This window comes from Bacillus sp. FSL K6-2839 (assembly GCF_038003365.1).
Taxonomy (GTDB): Bacteria; Bacillota; Bacilli; order Bacillales; family Bacillaceae; genus Bacillus.
Genome location: NZ_JBBOOZ010000001.1, coordinates 2480581 through 2494457, shown reverse-complemented (window position 1 = coordinate 2494457; position 13877 = coordinate 2480581). Strand labels below are relative to the sequence as shown.

17 protein-coding genes are annotated in these 13877 nt (G+C 40.4%); 13 read left to right on the top strand and 4 right to left on the bottom strand.

The annotated features are described in order from the left end of the window. Positions 1 to 111: 111 nt before the first annotated feature. The 3 genes from MHH26_RS12890 (at position 112) to MHH26_RS12880 (ending at position 4857) form a co-directional block, all read left to right on the top strand. Complete coding sequence (locus MHH26_RS12890) at positions 112 to 2088, top strand: methyl-accepting chemotaxis protein (RefSeq protein ID WP_340973617.1); 1977 nt, start codon at positions 112 to 114, stop codon at positions 2086 to 2088. 165 nt (positions 2089 to 2253) lie between these two features. Beyond that, the gene (gene tlpB / locus MHH26_RS12885; protein ID WP_034659765.1) at positions 2254 to 4242 is read left to right on the top strand and encodes a methyl-accepting chemotaxis protein TlpB; all 1989 of its coding nucleotides are present in this window, start codon (positions 2254 to 2256) and stop codon (positions 4240 to 4242) included. 90 nt (positions 4243 to 4332) lie between these two features. Continuing rightward, positions 4333 to 4857: a type 1 glutamine amidotransferase domain-containing protein gene (locus MHH26_RS12880; RefSeq protein ID WP_340973616.1), complete on the top strand. Its 525-nt coding sequence runs from the start codon at positions 4333 to 4335 to the stop codon at positions 4855 to 4857. Positions 4858 to 4918: 61 nt separating this feature from the next. Here MHH26_RS12880 and MHH26_RS12875 read toward each other — a convergent pair whose 3' ends face one another. Further along, positions 4919 to 5923, bottom strand: coding sequence for a Gfo/Idh/MocA family protein (locus MHH26_RS12875; RefSeq protein WP_307500156.1), 1005 nt, complete (start codon positions 5921 to 5923; stop codon positions 4919 to 4921). Between the two features lie 201 nt (positions 5924 to 6124). On the opposite strand from MHH26_RS12875, the gene MHH26_RS12870 reads away from it, so the two are divergent. The 4 genes from MHH26_RS12870 to MHH26_RS12855 all read left to right on the top strand — a co-directional run bounded on the left by MHH26_RS12870 (position 6125) and on the right by MHH26_RS12855 (position 9537). Beyond that, the gene (locus MHH26_RS12870) at positions 6125 to 6517 is read left to right on the top strand and encodes a DoxX family protein (protein WP_095285853.1); all 393 of its coding nucleotides are present in this window, start codon (positions 6125 to 6127) and stop codon (positions 6515 to 6517) included. Positions 6518 to 6582: 65 nt separating this feature from the next. Further along, positions 6583 to 7725, top strand: a complete 1143-nt coding sequence (locus MHH26_RS12865) for an AI-2E family transporter (RefSeq protein WP_034659761.1) — start codon at positions 6583 to 6585, stop codon at positions 7723 to 7725. Positions 7726 to 7852: 127 nt separating this feature from the next. After that, positions 7853 to 8686: an undecaprenyl-diphosphate phosphatase gene (locus MHH26_RS12860; RefSeq protein WP_034660680.1), complete on the top strand. Its 834-nt coding sequence runs from the start codon at positions 7853 to 7855 to the stop codon at positions 8684 to 8686. Between the two features lie 377 nt (positions 8687 to 9063). Beyond that, complete coding sequence (locus MHH26_RS12855) at positions 9064 to 9537, top strand: stress protein (protein WP_340973614.1); 474 nt, start codon at positions 9064 to 9066, stop codon at positions 9535 to 9537. A 41-nt stretch (positions 9538 to 9578) separates the two neighbouring features. Here MHH26_RS12855 and bioB read toward each other — a convergent pair whose 3' ends face one another. The 3 genes from bioB to MHH26_RS12840 all read right to left on the bottom strand — a co-directional run bounded on the left by bioB (position 9579) and on the right by MHH26_RS12840 (position 11664). Continuing rightward, positions 9579 to 10574, bottom strand: coding sequence for a biotin synthase BioB (gene bioB / locus MHH26_RS12850; RefSeq protein ID WP_340973613.1), 996 nt, complete (start codon positions 10572 to 10574; stop codon positions 9579 to 9581). Positions 10575 to 10736: 162 nt separating this feature from the next. Further along, positions 10737 to 11087, bottom strand: a complete 351-nt coding sequence (locus MHH26_RS12845; RefSeq protein WP_034659757.1) for a hypothetical protein — start codon at positions 11085 to 11087, stop codon at positions 10737 to 10739. 199 nt (positions 11088 to 11286) lie between these two features. Further along, positions 11287 to 11664 (bottom strand): helix-turn-helix domain-containing protein, encoded by a 378-nt coding sequence (locus tag MHH26_RS12840; RefSeq protein ID WP_307500155.1) that lies wholly within the window; start codon positions 11662 to 11664, stop codon positions 11287 to 11289. Between the two features lie 158 nt (positions 11665 to 11822). Between MHH26_RS12840 and MHH26_RS12835 the strand changes: the two genes are divergently transcribed. The 6 genes from MHH26_RS12835 (at position 11823) to MHH26_RS12810 (ending at position 13745) form a co-directional block, all read left to right on the top strand. After that, positions 11823 to 12086, top strand: coding sequence for a helix-turn-helix transcriptional regulator (locus MHH26_RS12835; RefSeq protein ID WP_034659755.1), 264 nt, complete (start codon positions 11823 to 11825; stop codon positions 12084 to 12086). After that, positions 12083 to 12235 (top strand): hypothetical protein, encoded by a 153-nt coding sequence (locus tag MHH26_RS12830; protein WP_164847178.1) that lies wholly within the window; start codon positions 12083 to 12085, stop codon positions 12233 to 12235. Before MHH26_RS12835 ends, MHH26_RS12830 begins: the two co-directional genes overlap by 4 nt. Further along, positions 12213 to 12455: a hypothetical protein gene (locus MHH26_RS12825; protein ID WP_307500154.1), complete on the top strand. Its 243-nt coding sequence runs from the start codon at positions 12213 to 12215 to the stop codon at positions 12453 to 12455. Before MHH26_RS12830 ends, MHH26_RS12825 begins: the two co-directional genes overlap by 23 nt. Before the next feature lie 50 nt (positions 12456 to 12505). Then, positions 12506 to 12904 carry a hypothetical protein gene (locus tag MHH26_RS12820; protein ID WP_034659754.1) on the top strand — a complete coding sequence of 133 codons (399 nt, stop codon included), beginning with the start codon at positions 12506 to 12508 and terminating at the stop codon, positions 12902 to 12904. After that, positions 12901 to 13107, top strand: coding sequence for an XtrA/YqaO family protein (locus MHH26_RS12815; RefSeq protein ID WP_034659753.1), 207 nt, complete (start codon positions 12901 to 12903; stop codon positions 13105 to 13107). Before MHH26_RS12820 ends, MHH26_RS12815 begins: the two co-directional genes overlap by 4 nt. Before the next feature lie 119 nt (positions 13108 to 13226). Then, positions 13227 to 13745, top strand: coding sequence for a sigma-70 family RNA polymerase sigma factor (locus MHH26_RS12810; protein ID WP_307500153.1), 519 nt, complete (start codon positions 13227 to 13229; stop codon positions 13743 to 13745). Positions 13746 to 13877: the final 132 nt, after the last annotated feature.

The window sequence follows — 13877 nt, the reverse complement described above, 5'->3', positions numbered from 1 at the left end:
TGAATTTACTCGTTTTAATTAATTTAAGAACATTGAGTCTTGAAAAATAATTCGTATTACCTAAGAATAGAAGGGAAAGACCACAAATCATAATTCAAAAGGAGTAGAGTCATGAAAAAAATCAACTTTTTTAAGCACTTTACAATGTCGAAGAAATTAATTACTGCATTCTTAGCGATTCTCCTAGTGCCAATTCTCGTATTGGCAGCATTTTCTTATGAAGTGGCCTCAAAGTCTCTCAATGATGAGATTATGTCTAGTGCTGCAAATGGTGTTCAGCAATTAAACGAACTCATTAATAAAGATGTACAGCCTAAAATTGATATCGTTTCCTATTTAGCCAAATCGGTGAAAAAGAGTGAATTGGCTTCTAAAAACAAGGATTTACTCAAGGTAAAATTAGAGCAATTATCGGAAACAGATGAAGATGTGGTGGAAGTATTCATTGCAGATCAAAATGGTAAACTAACCGAATATTCCAAGATTCACAAAGGTAGTGCCTCGAGCGCAAAAAACGAATCGTGGTTTCAACAATCGATGGGAGATGAGAAACTCATCATTTCAGATCCTTTTGTCGACAAGTCATCAGATGACCTGCTCATCACAATATCAGAACAATTAGCAGATGGTTCTGGTGTGATTGGGATCAATGTGCGCTTGAACACGATCGTGAAAGATACAAACAGCATCAAAATTGGCAAAGAAGGCTATGCGTTTGTCGCGACTGCAGATCAGCATTATATTGCCCATAAAACAGACAAGCCTGGGGCGAAATTGACAGGTGATTTCATCTCGAAATTGTATGATAAAAAACAAGGCAGCTTCAAATATGAATACAATGGACAGCCGAAGCAAATGTTTTTTGACACAAATGAAGCAACAGGCTGGAAGCTTGCTGGAACAATGTATACGGGCGAAGTCAAAGAAGCTGCACAGCCAGTTCTCGACTTAACAATGATCATACTGGCAGCTGCGATGGCCATAGGCGGAATCGCGATTTATTTTATTATTAAATCGATTCGAAAGCCACTGATAGAGCTCTCTGAATCGGCTGAGAAAATCAGTCAGGGTGATCTGACCCAGCATATTGAAGTTCGTACGCACGATGAAATCGGGAAGCTTGCGCAGAGCTTTAACGAGATGTCAGCAAAGCTGAAACACGTCATTCAAGCTGTTCAGAATTCCATTGAAAATGTGGCCGCCTCTTCTGAAGAATTAACAGCAAGTGCAGGACAGACCACCCAAGCGACTGAGCATATCACAACGTCTATTGAACAGTTCTCAAACAGCACTGAACACCAAAATGATATGATCGAAAAAAGCTCAGTCCAGTTGAACGAAATGGATCGCAGCTTATCCCATATGGTCGATACGACCTCACATATGATGGAATCGTCGATTGATTCGAGCAAAACGGCTCAGGCTGGTGGAGAACTCGTTCAAAAAACAGCAGGTCAAATGCAAACCATCGAGCAGGCAGTGAAAGAAGCAGAGCTTGTTATTCAAGGCTTAGAGCAGAAATCAAAGGATATTACTAACATTCTGGGTGTCATTAACGGCATTGCTGACCAGACCAATCTCCTTGCTTTAAATGCTGCGATAGAAGCCGCTCGGGCAGGAGAAGCAGGCAGAGGTTTCTCTGTTGTTGCAGAAGAAGTTCGTAAGCTGGCAGAGCAATCAGTAAGCTCTTCAAAGGAAATTGAAAGCCTGACGAACGAGATTGTGGAGGAAATTGAAAAGTCACAGAAAATGTTTAAACAAGTAGCAGGTGAAGTACAAGCTGGATTAAACATTACAGATGAAACGAAAGTCAGCTTTGAGAAAATCACCGATAAAACATCAGAAATGACAGAAAAAATGAAACAAATGAACGGAACCGCCAAAGAACTCTCGCATGGCTCAAATGATATTTCACATGCGGTGAATCAAATCAAAGAGCTTTCAAGAGAAAGTTCCGCAGGCTTCCAAGATATCGCAGCATCCGCAGAAGAACAGCTGGCATCTATGGAAGAGATCAGCTCATCCTCTGCCACGTTATCTCAGATGGCAGAAGAGCTAAGAGAGCTCATTAAACAATTTAAAATGTAAGAGATATAGGGAAGCACCTGATGTTTTGACGTCAGGTGTTTTTCCATTCGATGCATATAATTTGGGTGTTTTGGACTTATTTAGACTTTAATAAATTAAAAAAGTAAACAACCTAGTAGTACTTCCGATATATATACTATCTTACTAAAAGGAGTTTTCTTTTTTATGAAATTCATACAGTATTTCAGGAAGCCATCTATTTCAAAAAAGCTCGTATTCTCTTTCTTATTTATTCTCTTATGCCCAATCATTGTATTGGCATTCTCTTCATATCATACGGCGAGCACCTCTTTAAATGATCAAATCATGCAAAGCGCCAAGGAGAACGTAGAGCAGCTAGATAAAAATATTACGAAGGTTGTGAAAGTGAAAACAGACGCAGCCGATTTCTTTAGCAAATGGATCACGGAGAAAAAGCTTAAGCAAAAAGGCACGACAGATATTCAAGGGCGCTTTGAGCAGTTCATGAGTATGAATGATGACACAGAAGGCATTTTTGTCGCTTCAAGTGATGGCAAAGTGTTTTCAAGATATCCTAATAAAAAAATGCCTGCTGACTATGTCGCAACGGAGCGGGATTGGTATAAAGACGGCTGGGCGAAAAACGGGGAGCTGTCTGTTTCAGCACCGTATCCAACGGCTTCAACCGGTACGCTTGTGGTCACAATCTCTAAAAAGTTAGAGGACGGATCAGGAGTCATTGCAATGAACCTAGACATTGCGAATCTAGTAAAAGAATCAAATAGCATAAACATTGGGAAACAAGGCTATGCCTTTATCGGAAGTCCGGATCGTACCTTTGTTGCCCATCCAACGAAAAAAGCTGGATCCAAATTATCTGGTGAATGGCTAGAAAAGCTTTATTCACAAGATGAAGGTTCTATGAGTTATATGTTTGAAGGAAAAGAAAAGCAAATGGAGTTCACCACAAACAAAGCGACTGGCTGGAAAATTGTCGGTACGATGTTTGTGACGGAAGTAGAAGAAGCTGCACAGCCAGTCTTTAACATGGCCGCTATCATTTTAGCAGGCGCGCTCATCATTGGCGGGATTCTGATCTTCTTGATCATCCGTTCCATTACAAAACCACTTTCTATACTTGTCTCTTCCTCAAGGAAGATCAGTGAGGGAGATTTAACAGAAAAAATTGATGTCCGGTCAAAAGATGAAATTGGACAGCTAGGCACAAGCTTTAATGAAATGAGTGAGTCATTAAGAGATGTCATCCAAGCTGTACAAACATCTGTTGAAAACGTGGCTTCTTCATCTGAAGAACTGACGGCCAGTGCAGGTCAAACAACAAAAGCAACTGAACATATTACATCATCTATTGAATCATTCTCAAATGGCAACGAAAATCAAAGCGAAATGGTGGAACAAAGTGCGTCTCATTTAAAACAAATGAACGAAGGATTGAACGAAGTCGCAAAAACGTCTGATGTCATCACAGCGTCATCTATTCAATCAAAAACAGTTGCGGAATCAGGCGGACAGCTTGTGGAGCAAACCGTTGGCCAAATGAAGACGATCGACCATTCAGTGAAAGAAGCTGAAGGGGTGATCAACGGGCTGGAGCATAAATCAAAAGATATCACAAACATCCTAGGCGTGATTAACGGCATTGCGGATCAAACGAATTTACTTGCACTCAATGCTGCCATTGAAGCAGCACGTGCAGGTGAGTCAGGCAGAGGCTTCTCTGTTGTCGCAGAAGAAGTGCGTAAACTTGCAGTTCAATCATCGGATTCAGCAAAAGAGATTGAAAAGCTTGTGAAAGAAATCGTATCTGAAATCGAAACATCTCAAAATATGTTCAAATCAGTGAATGAAGAAGTGAAGAATGGTCTTTCCATTACAGATCAAACGAAAGAAAGCTTCTCACAAATTAATCTGCAAACAGCGGAAATCGCAACAAGAATCAATGAAATGAATACAACAGTACGCGAGCTTTCAAAAGGATCAGAGCAAATTTCTAAAGCGGTGAATGAAATTGCAGATGTATCACGAGAGAGTTCAGCAAGCATCCAAGATATCGCCGCATCTGCTGAAGAACAGCTTGCTTCTATGGAAGAGATTAGTTCTTCATCTACGACTCTTTCCCAAATGGCGGAAGAATTACGTGATTTAATTAAAAAATTCAAGATCAGCGAATAAGATCAAGTGGTTCTCCTCAAGGGGAACCGCTTTTCTTTTTAAGAGGTCATCTCGTACAATAGAGGAAATCGAAAGAATAGGAGAGATGTTATGCGTTTATCAGATAAGAAGATCATTGCGTTTGTCAGTGATGATTTTGAAGATTTAGAGCTATGGTATCCGGTTCTGCGTTTAAGAGAAGAAGGGGCAACTGTGCATCTTGTAGGAGAAAAAGCAAATCATGAGTACATCGGAAAATACGGTGTGCCGGCTGTATCTGATGCAGATTTTTATTCCATTCAAGCGGATGAATATGATGCTGTGCTTGTCCCTGGTGGATGGGCACCAGATAAACTGCGCCGTTATCCAGAAGTGTTAAACATTGTTCGTTCATTTGATGCAAAGGCAAAACCAATCGGGCAAATTTGCCACGCTGGCTGGGTGCTGATTTCAGCAGGAATCCTGCAAGGCAAAAAAGTAACAAGTACACCTGGTATTAAAGATGATATGACAAATGCTGGAGCGGACTGGTTTGATGAAGCAGTCGTCACAGATGGCCACCTCGTCTCGAGCAGACGTCCGCCGGATCTCCCTCCATATGTGAAAGCATTTGCGGATGTGTTAGCGGCAACATAAACAAAGGATCCGAAACAAAAAACAAAGGGCGAACAGACACATCATGTTCGCCCTTTGTTTATCATTTCATGCCCCATTCATTTTGTCTGTCGGCAGGATACATCACACCCATTTGTCTTCTCGCCTCGTCCATGACGGACATGGTTTGAACAGATAAGGCAAATGTATTGACTGAAGACTGACCCATTCCTTGCTGAATACACTCAATAAAATGACAGATTTCATAATACATGGCTGGCTGATCATCTTTGAGAGAGATATCGGTTTGATGTCCTTGACGATCGTGGATCGTGATACGCGAAGGACGGTGGAATTGATCAATCACCATCGTGGCGTCCTCTCCTTGAATTTCCGCAGATAAATGAGACGTTGAAATTTTAGAATGGAAAAGGAGTGCTTGATGCCCGTCATATTGTAAAAGGACAGAGCCGCTCCCATCTACACCAGAAGAAAGCTTATAGCCTCTCGCGGTGATTTGATTCGGCAGACCAAATAAATAGATCGCCGGGTAGACAAGATACACACCGATATCCATTAAAGAACCATTCGATAATTCAGGCTTAAAAGCATTTGGAATCTCGCCATTTCGGTAAGCATCGTATCTTGAGGAATATTTACAGTAATGAGCGACCACTTGCCGAATGGGCCCGAGCTGATCAAGATGCTGTTTGATTTGCAGGAAGTTTGGCAGAAATGTCGTTTTCATCGCTTCCATTAAACACACATGATGTTTTTTCGCTGCAGCAATCATCTCTTCCACTTCTTTTCGGTGAGAGGCGAATGGTTTTTCGCATAAAACGTGCTTTTGGTGCTCCATCATCAACATGGCCTGCTCCTTATGAAGGGCATTTGGACTTGCAATATACACGGCATCAAACGCATCACTTTCCGCCATTTGATGTAAGTTCGTAAAAACTGTATCAATCCCGTATTTTTCGGCAAATGCCTGGCCTTTTTCAGCGGACCGTGAATAGACGGCTGTACATGTAAAATCAGCTGCTCCTTCACCGGCCTGTAAGAATCGATCTGTAATCCAGTTCGTTCCGATGACAGCAAATCGAATCATGTCATTCCCTCCTTCTGCTTTTCTCTGATTATACATCCTTTGAAAGCGTTTGTATGAAAGAACATTCTTTTTATTGAAGAGCGGATGAAACCTTTATATAGGCTGATGCGTCTTACATAAAGGATATAAATGTACGAAAAGTGGGTAGTTTCTTCCTTCATTCGGGTAATACTCTGATAGAAGGGAGAGGAGGAAACGAACATGAAGCGCACCCTGCATATAGGAAGTACATACGTCTTTGCGCTTTTATTCATAGCAGCCGGTATTTTTCATGTGATAGAGCCGAGCGGCTTTGCCCGTATGATGCCAGGCTGGCCATTTCCATATGTGATAGTCTATGCGACTGCATGCCTTGAATGGCTGCTGGCTGTCTTGCTGCTTTTGCCAAATGTCAGGATTGCAGCAGCAAAAATCATGGCTGTCTATCTTGTACTCATTTTCCCTGCAAACTTATTTGCTGCACGAGAGGGAATTCCATTTCCAGGTCAAAAAAGCACAGATCAGGCCTTGCTATGGATAAGGCTTATTGGACAGCCGATTCTCATTATATGGGCGATGTCCATTGCGAAATGGGAAAAAAAGCTGAAACAATGACCACCATATCATGATCAGATAGTGTACAATTTATTAATAAAATAGCCCGAGTTTGGAGGAACGATATGAATTCTATGCAAATGTGGAGCAGTCGATTTAGAAAATTTTTTCTTGATAACAAGTTTGTTCTCTTTTTACTCGTCCTGCTATTAATCGGATTGAATATCCTTGTTTTCATGAAAACATCTTTTATTTTCACACCGCTCATTGTACTCGTCAAAACCATAGCCTTACCGATTATTTTAACGGGGGTCGTGTATTATTTATTAAATCCGATTGTCAACTTGTTAGAGAGGTTTAGAGTCAAACGGATCTTTTCAATTTTGCTTTTATATATTGTCATTATTGGTATCATTACAGTGACCATTGTGTCTATTATTCCTTTTTTACAAGCACAAACGATGAGTCTGTTTCATAACCTTCCGAAATATGTTGATACGGTAGAAGAACAGATTCGCCAACTAACGGGAAGCAACTTTATTAATCAAGCGCAGAAAGCGATGAATTTTAACGTCTCTGAATTGGTGAGTAAAGCGTCAAGTCAAGCGACGAAGATTTTGGAAAGCACCTTTACCGGTGTAGGGACATTTTTAGGGGCGCTCACCGAAATCATCATTTCGATCGTGACCGTTCCGTTCATTCTGTTTTATTTATTAAAAGACGGTAAAAAATTGCCTGACTATTTCCTGAAATTTATTCCGAATAAGTTTAGAGATCATACACATATCGTGCTTCACGAAATGAACCATCGCCTGAGCTCTTATATTCTCGGACAGATCATTGTCAGCTTCTGTATTGGTGTTCTTCTTTTAATCGGTTATCTGATTATTGGACTTGACTATGCGTTGCTGCTGGCGATCATTGCGGCATGTACAAGTGTGGTGCCTTACCTTGGTCCAACGATTGCGATTACACCAGCGATTGTGATTGCGCTTGTGACATCACCAGTGATGCTTTTAAAACTCATCATTGTCTGGACAGTGGTTCAGCTCATTGAAGGGAAATTTATTTCACCTCAGGTCATGGGGAAAAACCTTCATATCCATCCGATCACGATTATTTTTGTTCTATTAACAGCAGGTAAATTGTTCAGCGTAGTCGGCATCATTGTCGCGATTCCAACATATGCCGTCCTGAAGGTCATCACGACCCACTTGTTTGATTGGTTCAAAATGCGATCCAATTTGTACAAAGAAGAAAAGGTTTAATGTCATAATCTTTTTTTGAAAAAAATATAGTATCATAAAGACGAGCTTTCGATGAAGAAAGCTTGTCTTTATGTGGACATAGATGGTTGGCCTGTTCAAAAGATCAGAATTGAAAGGAAAGAAAATCATGAATCTATGGGATTTATTCGTGGCACTGGTTTTAGGAATTGTCGAAGGATTAACAGAGTATGCACCTGTCTCATCTACAGGTCACATGATCATAGTCGATGATCTATGGTTAAAATCAAAGGAAATCATTACGCCAGAGGCGGCAAACACATTTAAAGTCGTGATTCAGTTAGGTTCTATTTTAGCTGTCATGATTGTGTTCAAGGATCGTATTTTGAACTTGTTAGGCTTAAAGAAAAATATCACCGAAGAACAAAAGCGCAGCGGGCATAAGCTGACTATTGCTCAAATTGCAGTAGGACTCGTCCCAGCCGTCATTTTAGGATTCTTATTTGAAGACTATATTGATAAATACTTGTTTGACGTGAGAACAGTCGCTGTCGGTTTGATTTTAGGCGCAGTGCTGATGCTTGTCGCTGACTGGATCAATAAACGTAAAACAGAAACAAGCTCTGTCGATAACATGACATACAAACAGGCGCTTTATATCGGACTGTTTCAATGTTTGGCATTATGGCCAGGCTTCTCTCGCTCAGGTTCGACGATCGCAGGCGGGGTTATTCTTGGTTTGAATCACCGTGCTGCAGCTGACTTTACATTTATCATGGCGATGCCGATTATGGCAGGCGCAAGCTTCTTAACACTTGTGAAAAATGCCGAATATTTAACAACAGACATGCTGCCATTCTTTATCGTCGGCTTTGTGAGTGCATTTGTTGTGGCTCTCTTTGTTGTTCGATTCTTCCTAAAACTGATCAATAAAATCAAACTTGTGCCTTTTGCGATATACCGAATTATCCTAGGTGTAATTTTATTTATCCTGTTCATGTAATGCTGTAAACTACTCTTATAAAAGAGTAGTTTCAGCGTGTAGACAAACCTTCGCATTCGTTGTCAGGTCTGCGCGCCGGTGCTCACGAATGTCAAATTCGCTCCGCTCCGGTGCTCGTCCTTCCTAGACTGCAAAGGTTTTCAAACACGCTGAGCTGAAAAGAAGACAAAGGTCTAAAATAAAGATCATTTTAGCCCTTTGTCAACAATCTGAAACTACTCTTATAAAAGAGTAGTTTTTTTGTTGTTTCAGCTCTTTTAAACAGTAAAATCACCCTCTTAATTGGTAGAAAAAGAAGTTTTTTCATAATTTAGTGTTTAAGAGACAGAGGAAGGGGTAGTACATAAACATACCAATTAAAGGAGGAGTTAGAAATAATGAGCAAAACAAGCAAATTTGTTGTTAGTTCTATGATTGCTACGTCAATGGTTGCTGCCCCTCTATCTCTTACGACTTTTGGTCAAACGGCTGAAGCTGCTACGACAACAGGTGTTGACGGAAGTGTCTCTATTGATCCAGTAGCCATTGCCGATAAAATTGAACAAGCAGTAAAATCATCTCAAAATCGTGATGGATTTGTAAAAAATGCGGCGTACAGTGCCTTCTATGAAGCAGGTCAAAACTATAACGTAGTTGTCCAAAACTTAAGCCAAGATCATGACTTTAGCGGACTGAACAATGTTGTCTACTATGATAGTGTTGAATATGATGGTATTACGTTTGGTATTTGGGTATTTGAAGATGGTACGTTCGTCAACAATGGTGACGGCGGCTATATTAACTGGACATTTGTTGGCAGCTTTGACCGTGAGGAAGGAAGCGGCACTGTCGATTTCCATAAAAGATTCTAATCTTATTGCCAAAAGTCTGCCGATTCACCGGCAGACTTTTTTTATAACGCACATTCTTCTATGTCAAAACCTAAATCTTCAATGATGTGATGATCCGTTTGGACTTGCTGGCCTTTTGTTGTTAAATAATCGCCTACGAAAATGGAATTTGCCGCATAAAGGGCAAGCGGCTGAAGCGTCCGTAAATTGAACTCTCTGCCTCCAGATACTCGAATTTCCTTGGTTGGATTGACAAATCTCATGAGTGCTAACACTTTCAATGCTTTGATCGGATGTGTTCGTTCTTGATGCTCAAGCGGTGTTCCCTCGATTGCATGAAGAAAGTTGACTGGAATGGAATCCGCATCAAGGGCTCTGAGCGCAAAAGCCATTTCAACAATTTGCTGGTTGGTTTCACCCATCCCAATAATAATCCCTGAGCAAGGAGACATGCCCGACTGTTTGACCTCCTCAAGGGTCGACAAACGATCATGATATGTATGAGTTGTCGTAATGTGAGCATGATGATCTTGATGTGTATTGATATTGTGATTATACCGATGAACCCCTGCTTCCTTCAGCCGCCTCGCTTTGTCTTCATTTAATAACCCAAGACATGCACACACCTTCAAAGGCATGGTCTCAGTGATCTCTTTTACTGCTGCCGTCACCTCATCTAACTCTCTGTGAGAAGGTGCTCTGCCGCTTGCGACAATACAATAAGTCCCCGCTTTTCTCTTGAGCGCCTCACGCGCGCCAGCCACAATCGTTTTTTGATCAAGCATTGTATATCGTTCAACCGGTGCTTTTGAAATGATCGACTGTGAACAATAACCACAGTTTTCAGGACAATAACCGCTTTTTGCGTTAAAAATCATATTTAATTTCACCTTGTTTTGAAAAAAATGAAATCGTACTTGATAGGCTGCATGCATCATAGATAATAATTCTTTATCGTCAGCTGCAAGAATGTCTAGACCTTCTTGCAGCGTGATCCGTTCATTTTTCAGCGCTTTCTCCGCCATCGCTTCCCAAGACAAAGATATTTGTTTTCCCATCATAAGCTCCTCTCATTATGTTAACTTATTTTTATTAAAAGTTAACATAAGAGATGGTCGTTGGCAAGCATTGGATAAATGAAGTCTATGAATATACATGTAGACACACAAAAAGGCGATGATCATGAAGTCATCGCCTTTTCATATGTAAAGCAATATGGCTTATCGAACAGTAATATAGTTAATCACACGTTCTCCAAGTGAATTATAGTAAGAAACCGTCACTGAACCACGTTGTACGGCACGAATCCAAGTGAAGTTTGGAGCTGTTTGATCTAATTGAATCGCATAAGTTGCGCCCGTCACAGTAATTTGGCTAGCTGGAAGAGAGACGGCGATCGAAGAACCTACAGGAAGCGTACGGGTCAACGTAATTACTTTATTCATAATAGGAGCTTTTGCTATGACTGGTTCTTTTGGCTGTGCAGCTGCATGAGCACCTTCAGTTTGGAAGAACGTAAGAGCACCTAAAGCAGCTAAAGACAATGTACAAGCTTTCATTAATTTTTTCATCGGTAACACTCCTTTTTTTGGTATATACATATATTATTAATAATAGAATTATATGTCAATAAAATTACGTAGAAAAAAGAGTATTTATGGTGAAAATTGCCATATATTATTCATATGCCTTCTCTTTTTTAGGGGAAAAAGAGGCATAAAAAAAAGCTGGGCTCATCCCAGCAATGTAAAGCTTTATGAAAAGAGATCATCAATCGTCGTCTCGCTGTTTTGGCTGACGGCCTTTTTGCTTCTCTTTTTCTCTAATGTAGTGAATAAAATCGATGGTTTGTCTTCGTGCTTCTTCGGAAAAATCGGAGGCAGCCTTAAACGCAATTTGCAAATCAGGATCGTCTGAAAGGTCGGCATCAGTTCCGCCTTTGTCCTTACCTGTGAGAAGATAATCCGTTGAGACCCCATATAACTCGGCGATTTTCACAATCATCTCACCGTCAGGCTTTCTCAAGCCATATTCCCAATTTGCATAAGTGGACATCGCCTTTAATCCGAGTTTTTTAGCAACCGTTGACTTGCTCCATCCATGCTTCTCTCTTAATTCAGTTAAAATCTTTCCAGTCAAATTATCCATTGGAAACACCTTTTTTCATGTTATGAGTAAATTTTATCATGAATTACACGGAAAAGATAAATAATTACACAAAAAGAATAAAAAATGATTGACTTACTCGTTTCGTGTATATTATCATGATGAATATAACTTACACATATTGAGTAAGAGGTGGAAAGATGAAACTTGAACATTTACGAGAAGAACGCATATTACAAGGAAAAACACAAACCTATATGGCGAAAAAATTAGGATATAAGTATACGAGCGGCTATGCAAATATAGAAATGGGCAGAACGAAGCCTAGCTTAGAAATCGCAAAGCATATTGCAGATCTGCTGAATAGGGGTGTTCAAGAGCTTTTTTTTGACCAAAAGTTACACGAAATGAGTAATTCTCTGAAGGAAGAGCATTTCTTAGAAAAGGGGAGACGAACAAAATGAATATTGAACATCCAATGGTAGCGCAGATGAATGACTTTGGATATCCAAAAAGCTACTGGTCATATGACATGAAACGTTATGGATATCAAACAGAGATTGAGGACAGTCTGGAGGGATTTGAAGAAGATGAAACATCAGATGACGTTTGATGCCAGAAAGGAAGCGCAGCTTTGTTTAGTCCAAGCCGGCGGTTGGATGACCTTTCATCACCAGAAACCGGTGTTTGTTTTTTCCACAGCAGAAGATAAGCAAACATACATGAACCTCTTGGCGGCAAAGGTCGCTGAAGCAAAAAAGGAGGAATCAAGGCGACGTGAAACGATGGAAGCAAATTATGACAATCCTCAAATGCTTGCTCAAAGCGAGTAAAAACGAACAAGACATCCGTCAGTTTGAAAAGGATGACGGGAGATCCTAACATGGTCATCCATTTTATCATTGAGGCAGAGTTTTTAACAAAAGATACATTGATAAAAAGAATACGAGCAGCTGCAAAAGCACAATGCCCGCATAAAATAAAAGGCGCACTATCACTCGAGATTCGCTTATTTGACGACATGCCGCTTGACATAGCTGACTGTCAAAACAAGCGTACATACGCAGAAAAAGGTTTGATACGCCCGGTGCACGTCAGCATCTTTCAGCCAAGACTACAACATATTCAAGAAGCACTTCATTCTATTGCGGATAAGGTCCCTCTACAGATTGTCGATTTAAGAGTTTCCCAGTTTTATAGTATGCGTCCAAGAATTGAAATCATTTTAAATACGATAGGTGATGGCACGAAATCCTCACCAAATAAGGAGACAAGCATATGAACGAGCCAAAACAATTATTCATTCAAGAAAACCAGACATTTGTCGGTGAGATGGAAACAGGAAAAATTCAAGTCATCGTGTTAGATGGGAATGTAGGAACGGCTTATAAGTTGGATGTACCTGAACATGGAAAAACCATTATTCAAACGGCAAAAGGTCACTTTGCAAGAGTAGATCACGAGATTGGTTTTAAAATCAGCTAGATCACAACACAACATAATACGTCCAAGACGGAAAGCCTGCGGACACTGATCAAGACCCTATGAAAAGGGGACTGATTGGTGTCCGTTTTTTATTTTCTTAAAAAAGGGAGAGAGCCAATATGCAAGATTTACTCATCGAATACAAACGAGCATTAAAGGATGCTAGAAAAAGATATGAACCATATAGAGAAAAAGAAGAGAAACAGCTGTCGGATCAAGAGAAGCATGATAAAAAAATTATCGCCAGTATGGTCAGCGATCTCGAATACGTCGTGGAATGGCTTCAAATCGGCAGGCAGCCAGGTGCACGCAGAGGATTAGACAGACGTTCAGTCTATCAGCGCACCATCCTGGCAAATCCAGAAGTGTTAGAGGCTTTATCACATGAATATACACTCATCCAAGAAAATGAAAAAGAATTCAGTGAGCGGGACAAGAAACGAATTGACGAAGCCTTGTCCGTTTTAACGGATCGAGAAAAGGACGTATTCTTCATGCACACAACACAAGGATTATCGTTTAGCGAGATTGCGATTATGCTGGATGTGAAAAAAGGAACTGTCCAAAAACATATGGAGAGAGCTCGGACAAAGATGTCCAAAAAAGTACAAGAACGCCTATTCGAAGCAGCTGAATAGGCGTTTTTTCTTTTACAAAATAAATGGAGCAAAACTTGTCTTACAGTTGCCACCTATAGTTAGAAAGACCAAACGGATGTTTGCTAGCCCTACACAAATGATTCCTTCACAGGAAATCGTTCGAATTAAAAG